This is a genomic window from Stenotrophomonas sp. GD03794, assembly GCF_029842145.1.
Lineage (GTDB): Bacteria > Pseudomonadota > Gammaproteobacteria > Xanthomonadales > Xanthomonadaceae > Stenotrophomonas > Stenotrophomonas riyadhensis.
In genome coordinates this window covers 77,081-97,406 of record NZ_JAOCFV010000003.1, presented here as the reverse complement: position 1 = coordinate 97,406, position 20,326 = coordinate 77,081, and the positions used below count along the sequence as shown (strand labels likewise).

General features: G+C 67.2%; 22 protein-coding genes. 15 read left to right on the top strand and 7 right to left on the bottom strand.

Annotated elements, in window-relative coordinates; translation table 11 throughout:
• Nucleotides 1–27: 27 nt before the first annotated feature.
• Nucleotides 28–492, top strand: coding sequence for a GNAT family N-acetyltransferase (locus N5D91_RS02855; protein WP_180854718.1), 465 nt, complete (start codon nt 28–30; stop codon nt 490–492).
• 7 nt (nt 493–499) lie between these two features.
• Here N5D91_RS02855 and N5D91_RS02850 read toward each other — a convergent pair whose 3' ends face one another.
• Nucleotides 500–1,057 carry a GNAT family N-acetyltransferase gene (locus N5D91_RS02850; protein ID WP_180854717.1) on the bottom strand — a complete coding sequence of 186 codons (558 nt, stop codon included), beginning with the start codon at nt 1,055–1,057 and terminating at the stop codon, nt 500–502.
• Between the two features lie 146 nt (nt 1,058–1,203).
• Here N5D91_RS02850 and N5D91_RS02845 point away from each other — a divergent pair, with 146 nt between their 5' ends.
• Nucleotides 1,204–2,097, top strand: a complete 894-nt coding sequence (locus N5D91_RS02845) for a helix-turn-helix domain-containing protein (RefSeq protein ID WP_180854716.1) — start codon at nt 1,204–1,206, stop codon at nt 2,095–2,097.
• On the opposite strand, the gene N5D91_RS02840 is transcribed toward N5D91_RS02845, so the two are convergent.
• Nucleotides 2,045–2,875, bottom strand: coding sequence for a universal stress protein (locus tag N5D91_RS02840; RefSeq protein ID WP_180854715.1), 831 nt, complete (start codon nt 2,873–2,875; stop codon nt 2,045–2,047). The two genes, N5D91_RS02845 and N5D91_RS02840, sit on opposite strands and share 53 nt — an antisense overlap.
• Nucleotides 2,876–3,046: 171 nt before the next feature.
• Here N5D91_RS02840 and N5D91_RS02835 point away from each other — a divergent pair, with 171 nt between their 5' ends.
• Complete coding sequence (locus N5D91_RS02835; protein WP_153854941.1) at nt 3,047–3,613, top strand: TetR/AcrR family transcriptional regulator; 567 nt, start codon at nt 3,047–3,049, stop codon at nt 3,611–3,613.
• 31 nt (nt 3,614–3,644) lie between these two features.
• Here N5D91_RS02835 and N5D91_RS02830 read toward each other — a convergent pair whose 3' ends face one another.
• On the bottom strand, nt 3,645–4,004 hold the full coding sequence (locus N5D91_RS02830; protein ID WP_057500964.1) for a response regulator: 360 nt from the start codon (nt 4,002–4,004) through the stop codon (nt 3,645–3,647).
• The gene (locus N5D91_RS02825; protein ID WP_180854714.1) at nt 3,994–5,130 is read right to left on the bottom strand and encodes a PAS domain-containing sensor histidine kinase; all 1,137 of its coding nucleotides are present in this window, start codon (nt 5,128–5,130) and stop codon (nt 3,994–3,996) included. The genes N5D91_RS02830 and N5D91_RS02825 overlap by 11 nt, the downstream gene beginning before the upstream one ends.
• Nucleotides 5,131–5,307: 177 nt before the next feature.
• On the opposite strand from N5D91_RS02825, the gene N5D91_RS02820 reads away from it, so the two are divergent.
• The 5 genes from N5D91_RS02820 (at nt 5,308) to N5D91_RS02800 (ending at nt 11,456) form a co-directional block, all read left to right on the top strand.
• On the top strand, nt 5,308–8,418 hold the full coding sequence (locus N5D91_RS02820; RefSeq protein ID WP_180854713.1) for a response regulator: 3,111 nt from the start codon (nt 5,308–5,310) through the stop codon (nt 8,416–8,418).
• The gene (locus tag N5D91_RS02815) at nt 8,415–9,239 is read left to right on the top strand and encodes a CheR family methyltransferase (protein ID WP_180847214.1); all 825 of its coding nucleotides are present in this window, start codon (nt 8,415–8,417) and stop codon (nt 9,237–9,239) included. Before N5D91_RS02820 ends, N5D91_RS02815 begins: the two co-directional genes overlap by 4 nt.
• On the top strand, nt 9,239–9,814 hold the full coding sequence (locus N5D91_RS02810; protein ID WP_110712110.1) for a chemotaxis protein CheB: 576 nt from the start codon (nt 9,239–9,241) through the stop codon (nt 9,812–9,814). The genes N5D91_RS02815 and N5D91_RS02810 overlap by 1 nt, the downstream gene beginning before the upstream one ends.
• Nucleotides 9,811–10,944 carry a hybrid sensor histidine kinase/response regulator gene (locus N5D91_RS02805; protein WP_153854937.1) on the top strand — a complete coding sequence of 378 codons (1,134 nt, stop codon included), beginning with the start codon at nt 9,811–9,813 and terminating at the stop codon, nt 10,942–10,944. Before N5D91_RS02810 ends, N5D91_RS02805 begins: the two co-directional genes overlap by 4 nt.
• Before the next feature lie 83 nt (nt 10,945–11,027).
• Nucleotides 11,028–11,456 (top strand): BLUF domain-containing protein, encoded by a 429-nt coding sequence (locus tag N5D91_RS02800; RefSeq protein ID WP_032127425.1) that lies wholly within the window; start codon nt 11,028–11,030, stop codon nt 11,454–11,456.
• A gap of 3 nt (nt 11,457–11,459) precedes the next feature.
• On the opposite strand, the gene N5D91_RS02795 is transcribed toward N5D91_RS02800, so the two are convergent.
• The gene (locus N5D91_RS02795) at nt 11,460–11,780 is read right to left on the bottom strand and encodes a metalloregulator ArsR/SmtB family transcription factor (protein ID WP_180847213.1); all 321 of its coding nucleotides are present in this window, start codon (nt 11,778–11,780) and stop codon (nt 11,460–11,462) included.
• 86 nt (nt 11,781–11,866) lie between these two features.
• Between N5D91_RS02795 and N5D91_RS02790 the strand changes: the two genes are divergently transcribed.
• From N5D91_RS02790 to N5D91_RS02780, 3 genes are all read left to right on the top strand, one after another.
• A complete protein-coding gene (locus N5D91_RS02790; RefSeq protein ID WP_180854712.1) occupies nt 11,867–12,304 on the top strand; it encodes a YeeE/YedE thiosulfate transporter family protein in 438 nt (145 codons plus the stop codon).
• Nucleotides 12,301–12,714, top strand: a complete 414-nt coding sequence (locus tag N5D91_RS02785) for a DUF6691 family protein (protein WP_180854711.1) — start codon at nt 12,301–12,303, stop codon at nt 12,712–12,714. Before N5D91_RS02790 ends, N5D91_RS02785 begins: the two co-directional genes overlap by 4 nt.
• A 67-nt stretch (nt 12,715–12,781) precedes the next feature.
• Nucleotides 12,782–13,834: a linear amide C-N hydrolase gene (locus tag N5D91_RS02780; protein WP_153854933.1), complete on the top strand. Its 1,053-nt coding sequence runs from the start codon at nt 12,782–12,784 to the stop codon at nt 13,832–13,834.
• Here the strand turns inward: N5D91_RS02780 and N5D91_RS02775 are convergent.
• Complete coding sequence (locus tag N5D91_RS02775; RefSeq protein ID WP_180854710.1) at nt 13,831–14,610, bottom strand: DUF6491 family protein; 780 nt, start codon at nt 14,608–14,610, stop codon at nt 13,831–13,833. The two genes, N5D91_RS02780 and N5D91_RS02775, sit on opposite strands and share 4 nt — an antisense overlap.
• Before the next feature lie 81 nt (nt 14,611–14,691).
• On the opposite strand from N5D91_RS02775, the gene N5D91_RS02770 reads away from it, so the two are divergent.
• Nucleotides 14,692–15,390 carry an AraC family transcriptional regulator gene (locus tag N5D91_RS02770; protein ID WP_279907084.1) on the top strand — a complete coding sequence of 233 codons (699 nt, stop codon included), beginning with the start codon at nt 14,692–14,694 and terminating at the stop codon, nt 15,388–15,390.
• A gap of 209 nt (nt 15,391–15,599) precedes the next feature.
• The gene (locus N5D91_RS02765; RefSeq protein WP_180854709.1) at nt 15,600–16,550 is read left to right on the top strand and encodes a DMT family transporter; all 951 of its coding nucleotides are present in this window, start codon (nt 15,600–15,602) and stop codon (nt 16,548–16,550) included.
• Nucleotides 16,551–16,559: 9 nt separating this feature from the next.
• On the opposite strand, the gene N5D91_RS02760 is transcribed toward N5D91_RS02765, so the two are convergent.
• Nucleotides 16,560–16,880, bottom strand: coding sequence for a hypothetical protein (locus N5D91_RS02760; RefSeq protein ID WP_180847209.1), 321 nt, complete (start codon nt 16,878–16,880; stop codon nt 16,560–16,562).
• 27 nt (nt 16,881–16,907) lie between these two features.
• Here N5D91_RS02760 and thrA point away from each other — a divergent pair, with 27 nt between their 5' ends.
• Nucleotides 16,908–19,412, top strand: coding sequence for a bifunctional aspartate kinase/homoserine dehydrogenase I (gene thrA, locus N5D91_RS02755; protein WP_180847208.1), 2,505 nt, complete (start codon nt 16,908–16,910; stop codon nt 19,410–19,412).
• On the top strand, nt 19,409–20,323 hold the full coding sequence (locus N5D91_RS02750) for a homoserine kinase (RefSeq protein WP_180854708.1): 915 nt from the start codon (nt 19,409–19,411) through the stop codon (nt 20,321–20,323). Before thrA ends, N5D91_RS02750 begins: the two co-directional genes overlap by 4 nt.
• Nucleotides 20,324–20,326: the final 3 nt, after the last annotated feature.

Sequence of the window (20,326 nt, the reverse complement as noted above, 5' to 3'; positions counted from 1 at the left end):
CAGTGCAAATGGCGCACCATGAGCGTCATGGAACCGAACCTTTACGCTGTCCAGCCTTCGCACTACGCCAGCATCGCCGGCTGGCTTGATTCCGCCGCGGCCACCCAGCGCTGGGCGGGCCCCGGCGTGCCGTTTCCCTTGCTGCCGGAACGGTTCGCGCAGGTGCTCGAGCTCGAGGCGCGGCCGGGCTGGGCGCTGCTGGACGAGCAGGACCAGTGCCTGGGCTTTGGCCAGTACTGGATGACCGACGCCGGCACCGCGCACCTGGGCCGCATCATTGTTTCCCCGCTGGCACGCGGGCGCGGCCTTGGCCGGCTGCTCATGCAGGCCTTGAGTGCACAGGCGCTGCGCGAAGACGGTATCCAGCGGCTCACCCTGCGCGTCTATCGTGACAACACAGCCGCCGCGGCCCTGTACCGTGACCTTGGTTTCCAGCAGGTGGAGGCGTCTTCGACGCAAGAACTCCTGTTCATGCAGCGCACGTCGGCCTGAACTCTGCTCAGGCCGGCGAGGCGGCCTGCAGGGCACACCATTGTTCTCGGGTGATGCGGCTGATGTGCTCGGTCCGGTAGTCGCCGAGGAAGCTGTTGAATTTGTTGATTTCGGTGTGGTGATGCTGGAAACCGCATTTGCTCTGCGCGCTGAGCGATTGCAGGTTGTCAGCGAAGTAGCCGCACCACAGTGCGTCCAGTTCCAGTTGCATGAAGGCGTGCCGCATCACTTCGCGCACCGCTTCGGGCACCAGTCCGCGGCCCCAGTACGGAACGCCGATCCAGTAGGCGATCTCACCCTCTCGATCGCTGATCTCGAAGTTGCTGTCGGTGCCGATCAGGATGCCGACACAGCCGATCGCGTGGCCGTCCTCGCGGCTCTGCAGCGCGTAGACCTCTGGCCGGTTGAAGACGGTGCGGATGATTTCGGTACTTTCCTCAACGCTGGTGTGCACCGGCCAGCCGGCGATGGGGCCCACGCGCGGGTCGCGGGCGTACTCGTACAGATCGGCAGCGTCGGTGTCGCGCCAGGGGCGAAGGATCAAGCGTTCGGTGTGCAGCTGCATGTCAATTCCACGGGAACAAAGAGAGTGCACAGGCTAGGTCGCCAGGCGCGATCGGCCCAGAGCGGGACCTTGATGGTTTCGGTACTTTTCACAACGGGTGGTCGAGCCCGGGTATGCTGGGGCCCGGAATACAGCCGGATCGGCCCATGGATCGCGTACCCCAGCTCCTGGACCAGGACGAATCCATGCGCCTGGAGGTCAGTACGCTGGCCGAAGGGCAGGGCGTCCCGCTGTCGTTCGGCCACGCTTATCTGGCGGTGCTGGTATGCGTATCGGGGCGCGCGCGCTTTGCACTGAACTTCCGTGAGGTAGCGGTGCGGCGGCACGATGTGCTGGTGCTGGCAGAGGACACGCTGGCGCTGCTGCGGCAGCGCTCACGCGGCTTTCTGGCGGTGGTCTGCCTGATGCCCAAGGCGCTGGCATCGGAGGTGGCCTATGTGCTTCCCAATGCACTGTTCAAGTTCCTGCACGATCAGCCCCACTGCGTGCCGTCGCCGCTGGACGTGCCGCTGCTGCAGGGCTGGCTGCAGCAGTTGATGGATGCACAGCACAATGGCGGCCGCTATCGTCACGTGATGCTGCGCAACCTGCTGCAGACGTTCTTCCTCAAATTCGCAACGCTGTTGCCGGCGCGCAGTGTGGCCGTGGCGCAGGTCAGCCGACGCGAGCGCTTGGCCTGGAATTTCTGGGAACTGGTCGGTGAGCGCAGCACGCGCCAGCGCGACGTGCAGTCCTATGCCGACGCGCTGTGCATCACCCCGTTCTATCTTTCGCAGCTGACCCGCGAGTGCTTCGACGAAACGCCTAAGGCGTTGATTGATCGCCAGGTGGTGCTGGAAATCAAGGCGCTGCTGACCTACAGCGAATTGCCGATCGGTCGCATCGCCGAGCGCCTGTGCTTCGAGGATGCATCCTACCTGTGCCGCTACTTCCGGCGGCACACCGGGCAGTCGCTGACCGGCTATCGCCGGGCAGGGCAGGGCGGTACTAGTGCGACACGAACAAGGGCGCCGGCACTTCGGCCAGCAGATCCTCGGTAACCCCGCCAAGCACGCGCTCGACCACCCGGCTGCGGCTGTAAGGGCCCAGTACCAGCAGGTCGGCGTCGGCATCGAGCACGTGCTGGCGGATGGTCGCGGCAACGCCGCCCTGGGTTGAACTGATCGCCTGGATCTCTACTTCGACGCCGTGCCGCGCCAGGTGCTGGGCCATCTCGGCGCCGGGTGTGGCCTCGGCCTTGGGCGTGTCGACCATCAGCAGGTGCACCGCTTTCGCACGTGCGAGCAGCGGCAACGCATCGGCTACCGCACGGCGTGCCTGCTTGCTGGCATTCCAGGCCACCACGATGCGATGGCCGACCTGGTCGCCATGCCAATGCGGTGGCACCAGCAGCATCGGCACGCCGGTCTGGCGCAGCGTTCCCAGCGGGTGCCAGCCAGAAGGGGCGCCGGGAGTGCGCGGATAGCCGGCGATGATCAGGTCGCAGTACAGCGACTGCAGGGCCAGGTCGGCGCCGCCCAGATAGTCCGAGACGATGCGCAGTTCGTTGCTGATCTGCAGCGGCTCGGATACGGCACGCAGGTTCTGCATCAGTTGTGCGGTGCAGGCGGCATCCGCGCGCGCCTCGTGGTCGAGAGCGGCGGCGATGCCGGCACCGCGCGCGAAGCCGTTGGCAATGTCGGTGGGATGCTGTGCGGTGGAGACCGCAACCAGATGAGCCTGCTGTACCTGCGCAAGGTGCGCGGCGATGTTCAGAACGCGGTGCCCGGTGTCGCTGGCATCGAACAGCACAGCGATGTCGCGTAGTGGATGCAGCATGGCGTTGTCTCCTTCGATGCCTGTGACGCGTTCCCTGCCGTGCACCGACCCGGGTGCACCGGACGCATTCCCGTTTTAGCGCATCAGTGATCCGAATGAATCATCTTTGATTCAGTCTATTAATTGGTGATTCATGCTAGCGTGAGGGCGAACCCACTCCTCAGCGCTTTCATGCGACCTGCCGCAGCACGTACCCGCCGCGACCTGCCCCACGCGCTGGCGGCCACCCTGGTCAGCCATCCACGCTGCACCCTCAACGAACTGGCGCGGGGGGCGGGTATCAGTCGCGCGACCCTGTACCGGTTTGCGCCCACCCGGGAGGCGATCGACGAGGCATTGTTCGCGGCCGGCTTCGAGCGCGTGGAAGCGGCGGCGGTCTGGTTCGACGATGGTGCGGATGCACGGCAGGTACTGCAGCAGGTCACCGCCACGCTGCTGGCGGACTGGGAGCTGGTGACGCTGCTGTTCGCGCGGATGATGGAAGAGCAGCAGCGCCAGGGTGACCTGCATCTGCTGCCGGAGCGCTGGGCGCCGATCGGTGAGCGTTTCGAGGCGTTTTTCCTGCGCGGCCAGAAGGCCGGCGTGTTCAACGTCGAGTTCAGTGCGGTGTGGTTGGCCGATTTCTACTGGACCTGCTTCTACGGCATCACCTGGTCACTCGCACGCGGTCGGCTGGCCCCGGCCATGGCCGCCTCCACGCTGCTGGCGTCGTTCCAGCAGGGGGCGATGAAGGGATGAGCCTCCCGCTAGCTCTTGGATGCAGGTGCGCTTATGCCTGCTTCAGCAGCTGCACCAGCTGGCGCAGGCGATACGGCTTGGGCAGGAACTCGACCTGCTCGGGCAGCGGAGGCAGCTGCGAGCGGGCGTAGCCGGACGACAGGATCATCCGTGCCTGCGGCTGCTCGCGTGCCACGTGCTCGCTCAGCTCGATGCCGGACATGCCGTTGGGCATGCTGACGTCGCTGAACACCACGTCGAAGCGCGCTTCGCCCTTGAGCAGTTCCGCCGCCTCGTGACCATCGGCAGTGGTGGCCACCTCGATGCCGAGATCGCGCAGGGCCAGGCCGATCATCTCGCGAAGATCGGTCTGGTCTTCGACCATCAGAACGCGGATCGGGTCATCGGTCATGGAGTGATTCCTCTGTTGCGGGTAGCAGCAGGCTGACCGTGGTGCCGACACCGGGCGTGGTGGACACGTCGACGAAGCCGCCGCTTTGGGTGGTGAATCCGAACACCTGGCTCAGGCCCAGGCCGCTGCCCTTGCCGATGTCCTTGGTGGTGAAGAACGGCTCGGTCGCCCGTTCGGCGATGTCGGCGGCCATCCCGTGGCCCTCATCGCAGACGCTGAGGGTGACATAGCCACGTTGCAGCGTGGAGTCCGCATCCGGATCGAGACGATGCTCCAGTGCAGTGCCGATCAGGATGCGGCCGCCTTCAAGGGTAGCATCCGCGGCATTGGCGACCAGATTGGCCAGCGCCGTCTGCAGCTGCAGCGCATCGGTGTTGATCGCAGGCAGGCCGGGCGCCAGCTGGGCATCCAGCATCACCGTGGGCGGGCAGGCGCGTTGCAGGTCCGGCAGCCACTGCCGTATCAGCGCATTGATATCCAGTGGTTCGCGGATCAGGGTCTGGCCGGTGCTGAAGGCCAGCAGCTGGCGGGTCAGCAGCGCACCACGATCGGTCGCGGTCTGCGCCGCATCAAGCAGCTCGGCGGCGCGTGCATCGTCACCGTTCACGCGCAGGGACAGCAGGTCCAGGGCGTTGCCGATGGTGGTCAACAGATTGTTGAACTCGTGCGACAGCCCGCGGCTGAGGCGGCCGACGGTCTCGAACTGTTGGGTATTGCGCAGCGCACGCTGGGCATCACGCAGCAGCCGCTGTGCCTGCCACTGCTCGGTGATGTCGCGGGTGATCTTGACGAAGCCGAGCAGCTCGCCTGCTTCGACGACCGGCTCGATGACCACGCTGGCACGGAACGAGGAGCCATCGCGGCGCACCCGCCAGCCTTCACTGGCAACGTGGCCCTGCTGCGCTGCGAGGCGGAGCAGGCGCTGCGGTTCGCCGGCTTCGCGATCGGCAGCCAGATAGAAACGGCCAAAGTGCGTGCCGACCACTTCATCGGCTGAATAGCCCTTGATGCGCTCGGCGCCCGGGTTCCAGCTGCAGACGATGCCTTCGGGATCAAGCAGGTACAGCGCATGGTCGCGCACGCTGTCGATCAGCAGTCGCAGTTGTCGGGAAGGGTCCGTCAGCACGGACGTCGTAGAAGCGGCAGCGTCCACGTGGAAATAAGTGTTACCCCTGAGAGGGACGTGAAGCTAGGCAGTGCAGCGTGAAGGATGCGTGCACGACGAGCACGTGCCATAGGTCCTGTGCGGCTGAATGCGACACGGAGTACCATCACCCACCCTTTGCCTCTGGAACCGACCTGCATGCGTCCTGGTGCGACCACGCGTGACCGCTGGATCTGGATGACCTCCGCCGTACTGCTGGCGGCGACCATCGCGCTGGAGCTGGTGGTGCCGTTGGGCTACGCGGTGTGGCTGGCCTATTTCCTGGCCGTGGGCGTGACGGTGTTCCAGCGCAGTGCGCGGGCGCCGTTCATCGTAGCTATCGTCGCCTGCATTCTTCTGATCGTTGGCTACAACGTTGCACCGGCCAGCTCCAATTCGGCGTTCTCGTTCGTCAATCGCAGCATCGGTGGCTGCGCCTTCCTGATGATCGCGCTGATCGTTTCCCGTGCCATCCAGGCACGGCGTGAGGCAATGCGTGCACTGTGGCTGCAGGAAGCCGAGAACGCGGTGGCGATGAGCCTGCGGGGCGACCTGGGCCCGGAGCAGATCGCCGAGGCGGCCGCGACCAGCCTGGGCGCACAGCTGGAGGCTGAGGTCGGTGCCATCTACCGCCTGGAAGGGGGGCGGCTGCAGCTGACCGGCGGTCTGGCGTTGCCAGCCGGCATGCCGGCGTCGCTGGCGTTGCAGGAGGGGTTGGCCGGGCAGGTGGCCCGTGATGAACGCGTGCGTCACCTGCACGGGGATGATGCAGTGATGCTTGAACTGCAGACCAGCCTGGGCCGGCTGCCGGTGCGCGAACGTATCCTGGCGCCGATCAGCAGTGATGGCGCCGTGGTTGGTGTGATTGAACTGGGCCGTGCGCGGGTGGGCGAGCAGCGCGAGCTGGATCGTGAGTTGCTGGAGCGTTGCGCCGAGACCATCGGCATGGCCCTGAGGGCCTCGTTGCTGCGTGCACAGCTGGTGGTGCTGCTGGAGGAATCGCAGCGCCAGGGTGAGGAGCTGCAGGCCCAGCAGGAAGAGTTGCGCGTTGCCAACGAGGAGCTGGAGGAGCAGAGCCGCAGCCTGCAGCACTCGCAGGCCCATCTGGAAGAACAGCAGGCCGAGCTGGAACAGAGCAACGTCCAGCTGGAGGAGCGCACCCACGAGCTGGAGGCGCAGAAGCAGGCGCTGCTGGTCGCGCAGGGCCAGCTGGTGCGCAACAGCAACGAACTGGCTGCGACCTCGCGCTACAAGTCCGAGTTCCTGGCCAACATGTCGCACGAACTGCGCACGCCGCTGAACAGCTCGCTGATCCTGGCCAAGCTGCTGGCCGACAACAAGGACGGCACGCTCACCGAAGAGCAGGTGAAGTACGCGCGCGCGATCCTGTCGTCCAACAACGACCTGCTGGCGCTGATCAACGACATCCTCGACCTGTCGCGCATCGAGGCCGGCCACGTCGAGCTGGCGGACGAAGTGGTGGTGGTGGACAGCGTGCTGCAGCGCCTGCGCGAGACGTTCGAGCCGATGGCGCGGCAGAAGGGCCTGGCCTTGCAGATCGAGGCCGATGCGCTGGCGCCGAGCCAGCTGGTGGCCGACAGCCAGCGCCTGCAGCAGATCCTGAAGAACCTGCTGGCCAATGCGCTGAAGTTCACCGAGCATGGCAAGGTCAGCCTGCATGTGCGTGCCGGCGGCAACGGCCGCATCCGTTTCGAGGTCTGCGACAGCGGCATCGGCATCGCCCGCGAGCAGCTGCAGGTCATCTTCGAGGCCTTCCGCCAGGCCGACGGCAGCACCCGCCGCCGTTACGGTGGCACCGGTCTGGGCCTGTCGATCTCGCGCGACCTCGCCGAGCGCATGGGCGGCAGCATCCAGGTCGACAGCGAACCAGGTCGTGGCAGCTGCTTCATGCTGGAACTGCCGCTGCAGGGCGCGCCGGCTTCGGAGCCGGGCGAAGTGCCGGCCGCCGCCTCAATAGCGCCTGCGCCGCAGCCTGCGCCGCCGATCGCTGCGCGCACTGCTGTCGCACCGACCGTTGCATCGGTGGCGCCGGTCACCGCCAACGTGGCCGATGACCGTGGCCGCCGCCAGCGTGCCGGGCGCCTGATCCTGGCAGTGGAAGACGACGCCACGTTCGCCGAAGCGCTGGTGGCCCTGGCGCATGAACTGGATTTCGACTGCGTGGTGGCCGGGACCGCCGAAGAGGCACTGACCCTGGCCAGCGAGCTGCGCCCGAATGGCATCCTGTTGGATATCGGCCTGCCCGACGTGTCCGGCCTGAGCGTGCTGGAGCGCCTGAAGCGCAACCCCGAGACCCGCCACATCCCGGTGCATGTGGTCTCGGCGATGGATCGCAGCCAGGTGGCGCGCGAGCTGGGCGCGATTGGTTTTGCGATCAAGCCGACCACGCGCGAGCGGCTGGTGACGGCCATCGAGCAGCTGGAACAGACCAGCCAGCGCGACGTGCGGCGCCTGCTGATCGTCGAGGACGACAGCGAGCTGCGCCACAACCTGGAACTGCTGCTGGGCCGCGAGCAGCTGCAGATCGTCGCAGTGGGCACCCTGGCCGGTGCGCTGGAACAGCTCAGTACGGTCACCTTCGACTGCATGGTGATGGACCTGTCGCTGCCGGATGGCAGTGGCTACGACCTGCTCGAGCACATGGCCGGCAACGATGACGTCGGCTTCCCGCCGGTGATCGTCTACACCGGCCGCGCGCTCAGCCGCGAGGAAGAGCAGCGCCTGCGCCGCTACTCCAAGAGCATCATCATCAAGGGCGCGCGCTCGCCCGAGCGCCTGCTGGACGAAGTGACCCTGTTCCTGCACAGCGTCGAGGCCAGCCTGCCGAGCGACCAGCAGCGCCTGCTGCGCGAGGCCCGCCGTCGCGACACCGTGCTCGACGGCCGGACCGTGCTGCTGGCCGAGGACGATGTGCGCAACATCTTCGCGTTGTCCAGCGTGCTTGAGCCGCTGGGCGTGACCCTGGAGATCGCACGCAACGGCCAGGAAGCGGTGGATCGCCTGACCGAACGCGAGGTCGACCTGGTGCTGATGGACATCATGATGCCGGAGAAGGATGGCCTGGCGGCGATGCGTGAGATCCGTGCGCAGCGCCATCTGCAGGACCTGCCGATCATCGCGTTGACCGCCAAGGCGATGCCGGACGACCGTGAGCGTTGCCTGCAGGCCGGCGCCAACGACTACATCGCCAAGCCCATCGACGTCGACAAACTGGTTTCGCTGTGCCGGGTCTGGTGCTCGCGGCAATGAATGAACAGGCGCTGTTCGACCTGGAACTGAAGGTCCTGCTGGAGGCGCTGTACCAGCGCTACCACTACGACTTCCGCAGCTATGCGGTGTCGTCGCTGCGGCGACGCATCCGCCAGGCCATGCAGCGCTACGAGTGCGAGCGCCTGGTCGACCTGCAGCATCGCCTGCTGCACGAGCCGGAGCTGTTCGCGCAGGCGATGCAGTTCTTCACCGTGCAGGTCTCGGAGATGTTCCGTGACCCCGCGTACTTCCGTGAGCTGCGCGAGCAGGTGGTACCGGTGCTGCGCACCTATCCATCGGTGAAACTGTGGGTGGCTGGCTGCAGCACCGGCGAAGAAGTGTGGTCGCTGGCGATCCTGCTGCACGAGGAGGGCTTGCTTGAACGCAGCATCCTCTATGCCACCGACATCAACCCGGCGGCGCTGGCCACTGCCGAAGCAGGGGCCTACGGCATCGATCGGATGGCGCAGTTCAGCCGCAACTATCTGGCGGCCGGTGGCACGGCGTCACTGTCCGACTATTACGCCACGGCCTACGACGGCGCGGTGTTCGATCGCCAGCTGCGTCGCAACGTGGTGTTCGCCGACCACAGCCTCGCCACCGATACCGTGTTCTCCGAAGTGCACCTGGTGTCGTGCCGCAATGTGCTGATCTATTTCAACCGCGACCTGCAGGACCGCGCGGTGGGCCTGTTCCGTGAAGCGCTGGTACATCGCGGATTCCTGGGCCTTGGCAGCAAGGAGTCGCTGCAGTTCGGGCGCCACCACGATGCCTTCGAGGTCTGCTCGCGCGAGCACCGCCTGTACCGGAAGATTTCCTGATGGCGGTGCAGTCTCGCCCTGCGGTGGTGGTGGTCGGCGCCTCCGCAGGAGGTGTTGCCGCGCTGCAGGCGGTGCTGGGTGCCCTTCCGGCCCGGCTGCCGGCGCCGGTGCTGGCCGTGCTGCACCTGCCGCGTGATCGCACCAGCCGCATTGCCGAGGTGCTGGCGCCGTACTGCGCGCTGCCGGTGCGCGAGGCGGAGGACAAGCAACCGCTGCAGCCGGGCACGGTGACGTTCGCGCCTCCGGATTACCACCTGCTGGTGGAGGATGCCGGCTCGGTGGCGCTCTCGGTGGATGCGCCGGTGCTGTTCTCGCGCCCGGCCATCGACCCGCTGTTCGAATCGGCCGCCGCGGTGTTCGGTGCGCAGGTACTGGCGCTGCTGCTGACCGGTGCCAGCAGCGATGGCAGTGAAGGCGTGGCCGCGGTACGCGCCGCCGGTGGCCGTGCCTGGCTGCAATGTCCCGAGGAGGCCGAGGCATCGATGATGCCGGCCTCCGCCCTGCAGCGCGCCGGTGCCGATGCCGTGCTGCCCCTTGAACTGATGTGTCGTCGCCTGAAGGAGTTGTTTGCATGAACCTGTTGCCACCGGACCCTGCGCAGTCGCAGTCCCCGGTCAACCTGCTGATCGTCGATGACGTGCCGCAGAACCTGGTGGCCATGCAGGCGCTGCTGCAGCGCGAGGGCGTGAATCTGCTGCTGGCCGGTTCCGGCGCGCAGGCGCTTGAGCTGCTGCTCGAGCACGAGGTTGCACTGGCCCTGCTGGACGTGCACATGCCGGAGATCGATGGCTTCACCCTGGCCGAGCTGATGCGCGGTTCGCATCGCAGCCGCACGGTGCCGATCATCTTCCTGACCGCCTCGCCGGACGATCCGCTGCGTGCGTTCAAGGGTTACGAAACCGGCGCGGTCGACTTCCTGCACAAGCCGGTGGCGCCGCAGGTGATCCTGAGCAAGGTCAATGTCTTCATCGAGCTGTACCAGCAGCGGCAGCTGCTGAAGGCGCGCAACGAGGCGCTGGAACGCGCGCTCAAGCTCAACGAGACGATGGCCGCCGTGCTGACCCACGACCTGCGTACGCCGCTGTCGGCCATCCTGTTGTGTGCGGACAAGCTGGCGCTGGAGCTGCCGGAGGACAATACGGGGGCACAGCAGACGCTGCAGTTCCTGGAGGCCAGCACCCTGCGCATGGCGCGGATGGTGGAGCAGTTGCTGGACTTCTCGCGTATCCGCAGCGGCGGCCTGCGACTGCAGGCGACCGCCTGTGACCTGCGCGAGGTCACTCACGCGGTGATCGCCGAAGCGGGCAGCGCCCATGGCCATGAGCGCATCCGCCTGGACGTCGTCGGCGATACCCGGCTGCAGGGCGATATGGATCGCCTGGGCCAGATCGCGGCCAACCTGGTGGGCAACGCGTTGACCCATGGCAGCGAGGCGCAGGTGCAGCTGGATGGAAATGACGCCCGCACCGTCGTGCTGCGGGTAAGCAATGCCGGCCACATCGATGACGCGCTGCTGCCGCGGCTGTTCGAGCCGTTCAAGGCCAGCTTCCACCAGAGCAAGGGCCTGGGTCTCGGCCTGTACATCGTGGATCAGTTCGTCCGCGCCCATGGCGGTCGTATCGGCGCACGCAACGAGGCCGGGCAGGTGGTGTTCGAGGCGGTCCTGCCGCGTCGATGGGATGGAGCCGGCGCGGTCGCAACCTGAATTCTTCAGGAAGTGCGCGGGTGTATTGAGACGGGCTCGTCCGCAACTGCTACCGTGGGTGTACATCTTGTCAAGGAAGCACCATGCCACTGCGTGCCATCGCCTACGTCAGCCAGGCGTTGCCGGATCTTTCCGCTGAACGGTTGCAGGCGCTGGTCGACGATGCCGCCCGCTTCAACAAGATGGCGGGCGTGACCGGTGTGCTGCTGCATGACGGCGGGCGATTCCTGCAGTACATCGAGGGGCCGCCGGACGGTATCGATTCGGTGTACGAGCGCATCCTGCAGGCCGGCAGCCATGTCGACATCATCGAGCTGGCGCGCGGCCGCCTGGGCCAGCGTCAGTTTCCGTACTGGTCGATGCGCGCGTTGCCGGTGGATGCGGCGCTGCTGCGCCAGCTGTCGGCCAGCGACTGGTCGGGTTTCAGCCGGGCGCTGGAAGGTGATCGTTCGGCGCCGACCCCGGTGGATCTGCTCGACAACGTCGTACAGCCTGCCCTGCACGCCGGCTGAGCGTCAACGCGAAGTGCCGCCGCAGTAGGCGGCATGCAGCGCCTGCAGCACGCCCAGTGCGGGCCCTTCAATCACGCGGTAGTGGATTGCCTGCGCTTCGCGACGCGTCGCGACGATACCCAGTTGGCGTAGCACCGCCAGATGCTGTGACAGCGCTGATGCGCTGAGTCCGGTCAGTGCCTGCAGTTCCGGCACCGGCGCCTCACCTTCGACCAGGCGGCACAGCACGCGCAGCCGCGCAGGATGGGCCAGGCTCTTAAGCAGCGTTGCAGCCTCGGCGGCGTGTTCGGCCATGGCGGCGCTGTCGAGCGGGGTGCGGGCCATGGTTGACCTTTTTGTTTAGAAGTGTCTAATTTAGATAAATCTAAATCAAAGGGCAATCCCATGAGCGGCGCAAAAGAGGGCAGGGCATGAACCTGCCATGGACTGCGGTGGCTGGCGGTGCGCTGATCGGCGCCGCCGCGGTGTTGCTGCTCGCCACTGTCGGGCGCGTGGCGGGTATCAGCGGGATCGCTGCGGGCAGCCTGCGTGCAGCGAAAGGTGAGCGCGGCTGGCGCTGGGCATTCCTGCTGGGTCTCCTCGCAGCAGCGGGGATGGCACTGTGGTGGCAGTCGCTGCCCGAAGCCTCGCCACGCATGCTGGTGCGCGATGCCTTGCCCGCCTGGCAGCTGATCGGCGCCGGCCTGCTGGTGGGCTTCGGCACGCGCCTGGGCAGTGGTTGTACCAGTGGTCATGGCGTCTGCGGCATGGCCCGCGGCTCGAAGCGCTCGCTGCTGGCAGTGCTGGTGTTCATGGCCTGCGCGATGCTGACCACCTTCCTGGTCCGTCACGGCGGAGGCCTGACATGAGCCGCGCGGTCATGGCCGCCGCTATGGCAGGTGCGCTGTTCGGCGCGGGACTGGCGTTTTCGGGGATGATCGACGCGCGTCGGGTACTCGGCTTCCTCGACATCGCAGGTGATTTCGATCCCACCCTGATGTGGGTGCTGGGCTCGGCATTGCTGGTCAGTGCCGTCGGGCAGCGTTGGGTGCTGCGACGCGCGCAGCCGTGGTTCGCGTTGCGCTTCCAGCTACCCAGTGCACGTGATGTCGATGCGCGCCTGCTGTTGGGTGCTGCACTGTTCGGTATCGGCTGGGGTTGGGCTGGTTACTGCCCCGGACCGGCCATCGCCGGGCTGGCTGTCGCATCGCGTGAAGCGCTGTGGTTCGTGCCTGCCATGGTGGTGGGCTTCTGGTTGCACGATCGCTTCGTGCACTGAGGCTTCACCCCTGTGTCACCATGGATCGGGTCAGATCGACGGACCACGGGGAAAGGAGCGTAACGACATGGCACGGATGAAGTGGAAGGGAAAGGCAATGCTGGCCATGGCGCTGGCATCTGCGATCACGCCGGCACTGGCCTGCACGCGTGCGGTGTATCGGGGCGACAACGGCGATGTGATCACCGCGCGCTCGATGGACTGGAAGGTCGATGTGGCGACCAACCTCTACGTGTTGCCGCGTGGCATCGCACGTACCGGCCTGGCCGGCCCGAAGTCGCTGGCCTGGACTGCGCGCTACGGCAGCGTGGTGGCCACCGGCTACGACGTGTCGACCACCGATGGCATGAACGAAAAGGGCCTGGTGGCCAACCTGCTGTGGCTGGTGGAATCGGAGTATCCGCAGCAGCGAGGCAACAAGCCGGGACTGGCGATCTCGCTGTGGGCGCAGTATGTGCTGGACAATTTCGCCACCGTGGATGAGGCGGTCGCGGCGCTCAAGCGTGAACCGTACTCGATCGTCACCGACAAGGTGCCGGGCGAAGACCGCCAGGCGACGCTGCACCTGTCGCTGTCCGATGCCACCGGCGACAGCGCCATCGTCGAGTACATCGGCGGTCGCCAGGTGATCCACCATGACCGGCGCTATCAGGTGATGACCAACTCGCCGATCTTCGAGCAGCAGCTGGCCCTCAACAGTTACTGGCAGCAGATCGGTGGCACGGTGATGCTGCCGGGCACCAATCGCTCCGCCGATCGTTTCGCGCGCGCCTCGTTCTACATCAACGCCATTCCCAAGGCCGAAGACCCGGTGGAGGCCCTGGCCAGTGTGTTCAGCGTGATCCGCAACGCGTCGGTGCCGTATGGCATCACCACGCCGGGTGAGCCGAACATCTCATCCACGCGCTGGCGCACCGTGGCCGACCACAAGCGGCGGCTGTACTTCTTCGAGTCGGCGTTGACCCCGAACACCTTCTGGGTCGATCTGAACAAGGTCGATTTCGGCGGCCAGGTGCTCAAGCTCGACCTTGGCAAGGACCAGCGCAACACCTTTGCGGGCGATGCGCTGGGTCACTTCGTGCCCAGTGCACCGTTCACCTTCCTGGGCGTCGACGGTTAGTTCGACGTCTGGCTGGAGGCCGGGTAGACCGCCTGGATCGCGCAGCTGCCGCGGGTGTACTGCGGCAGCGGGGCGATGCTTTCACCGCGCAGATCGTCTGTCTCGAACTCGGCAGTCATGATCCGATCGCCGGGATTGCCACAGATCAGGCCGTTCTGCAGGCCCGAGTGGAAGCTCAGCTGCGGCGCACGGTCGAGCTGGCGGCAGTGGCTGCCGAGTTCGACCCGGTAGTAGCGGTGGCCGCCATTGCGGCGCGGATTGGTCTCCACCAGCACGCCCTGCGGGTCGGACGACCACGCGCGGACGTTGCGGGTGGCGAAGCAGTACGACGGCGAGCCGCCGAAGCTGCGGCGGATTTCCTTGCGCTCGCGGATGGTCACGGCTGGCAGGGTGGCCGTGCGCAGGCGGTCGCTGTCGCGGGCGACGCTGGCGTAGTCGCGATCCTGCAGCGGGGTGACCGCGCTGATGCCGCAGCGGCGGCCGTCGACCACGACGCGTTCGCTGGGGCGACCACAGGCCCAGCCGGCAGGTGCTTCCAGCTTCAGCGAGGTAGCACCGCGGACGCCGGGGCAATCCTCGCTGAAGTCGATGCGATAGGCCTGTCCGGAGGCGGCGCGCAGTGCGATCGAGCGCGGTGATGCCTGCTCCACTTCCTGCACGCCGACCGCGTCCATGCAGTGCGGGGCCGGGGGTGTACGCTCCTGTGCGGAGACCGAAGCTGCGAGCGCCAGGCCGAGGCTGGTGGCGAGCATCAGTGACACCTGCCGATGGGTCATGTCCTGCACTCCCTGCGTTGGATGACGGATCGACTATAGCAGCGGTTTGCACGGCCGTTGTTACACGCGCACACTGCGCGGATGGGCGCCATCTTCCATCTGCGGCACTACAGCCAGGCCACCGGCCTGGACCGCCATGACTACGCGCAGTGGGTGCTGCCGCTGCAGGGCGAACTGCACTTCGAGATGGAAGGCCGCGGTGGTCGCCTCGACCTGCTGCAGGGGGTTTTCGTCGCGGCCGGCGAAGCGCATGACCAGATGGCCGATGGCCCGAACGGTTTCGTGATCGTCGATTGTCCTCCCGGCGTGCTTGATGACGGCACGCAGGAGCATCTGTGCCGGCAGCGCTGGCTGCACCTGCCGCATGCGCTGCGACAACGCCTGGCGGGCGTGCAGGACGGGCAGCCGATGCCGGCCCTGCTGCCGCAGCTGCTGCAGGTGTTTGCACCGGCCGGCAGTGGCGCGCGCATGCAGGGACTGTGTGCGGCAGTGCAGGCCGATCCGGGCCAGGCGTGGCCGGTGGCGCGCATGGCCGCGTCTGTCGGGGTCAGCGAGAGCCGGTTGCACGCGCTGTTCCAGCGTGAGTTCGGGCTCAGCCCCCAGGCATGGCTCAGTACATGCCGGTTGCGCTGGGCCAAGCACCAGCTGCGCACCAGCACGGCGCCGATCAGTGATATCGCGCTGGCCGCAGGCTATTCCGAGCAGAGCGCACTGACCCGCGCGCTGCGCCGTGAGTGTGGGCAGACCCCCGCCGCGTGGCGCAGGAGCGCCGGACTGTAGCGTCGAGCCAGGCTCGAGTGCTTCTGCACCGACCACCTCGCGAACGGCAGTCGAGCATGGCTCGACGCTACAAAAGCCGGTGTCCTGTAGAGCCGAGCCCATGCTCGGCTTCCCATACGCGCGGCCGGCCAGGGCAGTAGCCTCGGTCAAGAGCGCCCAGCGGCCAGCGCTTACACTGCGCGGCCTGTTCCTCCCCCCGAAGAACCCGAATGCGCAACAACCCGATGGCCCTGGGCATCGCCAATGGCGTTGCCGCTGGCGCACTGTGGGGCGTGGTTTTCCTCGCGCCCGCCGTACTGCAGTCGTTCAATGCCCTGCAACTGTCCGCCGGTCGCTATCTGGTCTACGGCCTGATCGCCGTAGCCCTGCTGCTGCCACGCTGGAAGCGGTTGGCGCCACGGCTCGGCCGCGCCGAGTGGATCGGCCTGCTGTGGCTGAGCCTGGCCGGGAACCTGGTGTATTTCCTGCTGCTGGCGACGGCGGTGCAGTGGGCCGGCGGTGCGGCGGCGTCCTTGATCGTCGGCTTGATTCCGGTAGTGGTGACCCTGGTCGGTGTGCGCGAGCAGGGCGCTGTACCGCTGAAGCAGCTGCTGCCGGCACTGGGGCTGTGCGTGCTGGGCGTGGCACTGGTTGGCTGGGAAGCACTGATGTCCGAGCATCTGGCAATCCCGTGGCGGCAGCGCCTGATCGGCCTGCTGTGCGCATTCGGCGCGCTGTTCTCGTGGGCGTTGTACTCGATCGGCAACAGCCGCTGGCTGGCGCGCCGACCGGACCTGTCCAGCCACGACTGGTCGCTGCTGACGGGCGTCACCACCGGCGGCCTGGCTCTGCTGTTGGTGCCGATGGCCTTCATCGGCCACGCCGGCGGGCACACGGCGACGCAGTGGAGTGGTTTCTGGGCGATCAGTGCGGGTGTAGCGGTGGTCGCCTCGATCCTTGGCAATGCGTTCTGGAACCGTGCCAGCCGCCTGCTGCCCCTGACCCTGACCGGCCAGATGATCGTATTCGAGACCCTGTTCGCGTTGCTCTACGCATTCGCCTGGCAGCAGCGCTGGCCCTCGCTGCTGGAAGCGCTGGCGATCGTGTTCCTGGTGGCCGGCGTGATGCTGTGCGCGCATGCGCATCGCACGCCCCGTGCGATCGCCGAACATGCCGGCTGAATGCGGTCGTCAAGCATGCTGATGGCCGCTTGGTCTCAGATGCAACCAAATGCCGGCACGTTGGCCGATGATCGCGGCAACGATTTTTTGCATCGCAGCACTTGACAGCGGCCCGGCGCACGGTGTTTTCTGTGCGTCATGGTTCTTGATGCCGCCCATGCCAGCCTGATCGCCCCCGCCACTGCGGGCCGTTCGACTGCGCCGGTCGCCACCACCACCATTACCACCACCACCGTCACCACTGCCCTGGTGCGGCCCGTCGTCTTCGTGTAACTCCCGAAAACCACGGCCCCGCACCATACAGGTGGCGGGGAAACTCGACACCTGCATGCGACGGGGCCTCCTACCGAGGTCTGCATGTCTTCCCACGCCCCCGCTCATCCCGTTGCCCCGGCCGATCTGGCTGCACCGTCCATCGTCGTGCACAAGTTCGGCGGCACCTCGGTGGCCGATGCCGAACGCTACCGCCATGTCGCCGGCCTGCTGCTGGCCCGCCCCGAATCGCTGCAGGTCACTGTCGTCTCGGCGATGAAGGGGGTCACCGACGCACTGATCGAGCTGGCCCAGCTGGCAGCCAAGGGTGACGAAGGCTGGCGCGAGGCCTGGCATGCGCTGCGCGCGCGCCACCGTGGCGCCGCCGTGGCCCTGCTGGGCGAGCAGGTGGGCGAGACAGTCGAATGGATCGACGCCCGCTTCGATCAACTGGCCGAAGTGCTGGCGGCGTTGGCGGTGATCGGCGAGCTGCCACGCGAAGTACTCGACCGCGTGCAGGGCCTGGGCGAAGTGTTCTCCGCGCAGCTGCTCGGCACGCACCTGCAGGCGCTGGGCGCAGACTGTGCAGTGCTGGATGCGCGCGACGTGCTGGTGGTGGGGCATGGCGAACTGGGCGTCGATGTCGACTGGGAAGCCAGCGCCGACCGCCTCGCCAAGTGGCGCCTGCAGCATCCGCAGCCACGCCTGGTCGCCACCGGCTTCGTCGCCCGTGACCGTCATGACCGCATCACCACGCTCGGCCGCAACGGCAGCGATTACTCCGGCGCGATCTTCGCCGCGCTGTTCAACGCCGATGAACTGCACATCTGGACCGATGTCGACGGCGTGCTGTCGGCCGACCCGCGGCTGGTGCCCGAGGCGGTGCAGCTGGAGTCGCTGAGCTACGACGAGGCCTGCGAGCTGGCTTATTTCGGCGCCAAGGTGGTGCACCCGCAGACGATGTCGCCGGCGATCCGCCTCGGCCTGCCGATCTTCATCCGCAATACCTTCCAGCCGGCGCATCCGGGGACGCGCATCAGCGCCGAGCGCTCGCCGCGCGGGCCGGTGAAGGGCCTGACCCTGAGCCCCGGCTTGGCCCTGTTGAACCTGGAAGGCACCGGTCTGATCGGCGTGCCGGGCACTGCAGAGCGCGTATTCGCCGCCCTGCGCCAGGCGCAGGTGTCGGTGGTGATGATCTCGCAGGGGTCGTCGGAACATTCGATCTGCTGCGTGGTACGCGCCGCCGAAGCTGCGCGCGGCCGCGAGGCGCTGCTGCATGCGTTCGCGCATGAGCTGTCGGTGGGCCAGGTGCAGCGCGTGCAGGTCAGCGAGGGCGTCAGCGTCCTGGCGGCGGTGGGCGACGGCATGGCCGGCCAACCCGGCGTGGCCGCACGCCTGTTCGAGGCACTGGGCCGTGCGCAGGTGAACATCCTGGCGATCGCGCAGGGCTCGTCCGAGCGCAACATTTCAGTGGCGGTGGACAGTGCCGATGCCACCCGCGCCTTGCGCGCCGCGCATGCCGGCTTCTGGCTGTCGCCGCAGACGTTTGCGGTCGGTGTGATCGGGCCGGGCAACGTCGGTGCCGCACTGCTGGACCAGTTGCTGGCCGCACGCCCGCAGCTGCTGGCCAAGGCCAATGTGGATCTGCGCCTGCGCGCGCTGGCCTCGCGTTCGCGCATGCGCCTGGAAGTGGATGGCCTGCACGCCGACTGGCGGGAGGCCTTGCAGGAAGCGGGCGAGTCCAGCGATCTGGATCGCTTCACCGAACACCTGCTGGCCGCGCACCTGCCGCATGCGGTGGTGATCGACTGCAGTGGCAGTGCCGAGGTGGCCGAGCGCTATGAGGGCTGGCTGGCGGCCGGCATCCACGTGGTCACCCCCAACAAGCAGGCCGGCGCCGGGCCGCTGCCGCGCTACCAGCGCATCCGTGCTGCAGCGGCGGCCAGTGGCGCGCGCTTCCGCTACGAGGCCACGGTCGGCGCGGGCCTGCCGGTGATCACCACGCTGCGCGATCTGGTCGATACAGGTGACGAGGTGCTGGCGATTGAAGGCATCTTCTCCGGCACGCTGGCCTGGCTGTTCAACCGTTTCGATGGCAGCCAGCCGTTCTCGCAGTTGGTCGCGCAGGCGCGGTCGATGGGCTACACCGAGCCGGACCCGCGCGATGATCTTTCAGGCGTGGATGTGGCGCGCAAGCTGGTGATCCTCGCCCGCGAAGCCGGCCACGCGCTCAGCCTGGAACAGGTACAGGTGGAAAGCCTGGTGCCGGCGCTGCTGCGCGATGGCAGCGTGGATGAGTTCATGGCGCGGCTGGGTGAGTCTGATGCCAGCCTGCTGCAGCGCCTGCAGGACGCGCGGGCGCGGGGGGCGGTGCTGCGCTATGTGGCACAGCTGGGTGCCGATGGCGCCTCGGTCGGTCTGCAGGAGCTGCCGGCCGATCACGCCTTCGCCAACCTGCGGCTGACCGACAACGTGGTGCAGTTCCGCACCCGTCGCTACTGCGACAACCCGTTGGTGGTGCAGGGTCCGGGCGCCGGCCCGGAAGTCACCGCGGCCGGTGTGTTCGCCGACCTGCTGCGGGTCGCGGCCGGTGAAGGAGCGCGCCTGTGATCGCACGTGCGTTCGCGCCTGCCTCGGTGGCCAACGTGGCGGTGGGCTTCGACATTCTCGGCCATGCCATTGCCGGCATTGGCGATACCGTGAGCGTGCGCCGCATCGATGAGCCGCTGGTGCGCATCGAGGCGATCCGTGGCAGTGCCATTGAGTTGCCACTGGATGCGGCCGGGAACACCGCAGGTGCAGCCTTGATGTCGCTGCGCGCAGGGCTGGGCCTGGACTTCGGTTTCGCGGTCGAGATCGACAAGGGCATCCCGTTCGGTTCCGGCATGGGCGGATCGGCCGCATCGAGTGTCGCGGCGCTGGTCGCCGCCAATGCGCTGCTGGATGTGCCGCTGTCGCGCGAGGCGCTGTACCCGTTTGCGCTGGACGGTGAGGCGGTGGCCAGTGGCGGCCGCCACGGTGACAACGTCGGCCCGCTGCTGCTGGGTGGCCTGGCGTTGTGTACGGCCGATCGCCTGTTGCCGATCCCGGTGCCTGCCAGCTGGCACAGCCTGCTGGTGCATCCGCACGCGGTGCTGGAAACGCGCCGTGCCCGCCAGGCCCTGCAGGGCAGCTATGCGCTGGGCGAGTTCGTGGCACAGAGCGCGAACCTCGCGCTGGTGCTCAGTGGCTGCCATCGCAGTGACGCGACGCTGGTACGCGCGGGCCTGCGCGATGTGCTGGTCGAACCGCGACGGGCCGGATTGATTGCCGGCTTCGAAGCCGCCCGTGATGCGGCGCTGTCGTCCCATGCAATGGGCGCGGGCATCTCAGGTGCCGGACCCAGCGTGTTCGCCTGGTTCGAGGATGCCGACCAGGCGCGTGCCGCTGCGGCGCCGGTGCAGGCAGCGTTCGCTGCGGCCGGCTTCGACAGTGACGCCTGGGTATCGCCACTGGATGCACCGGGAGCCCGGCTGTGCTGAATC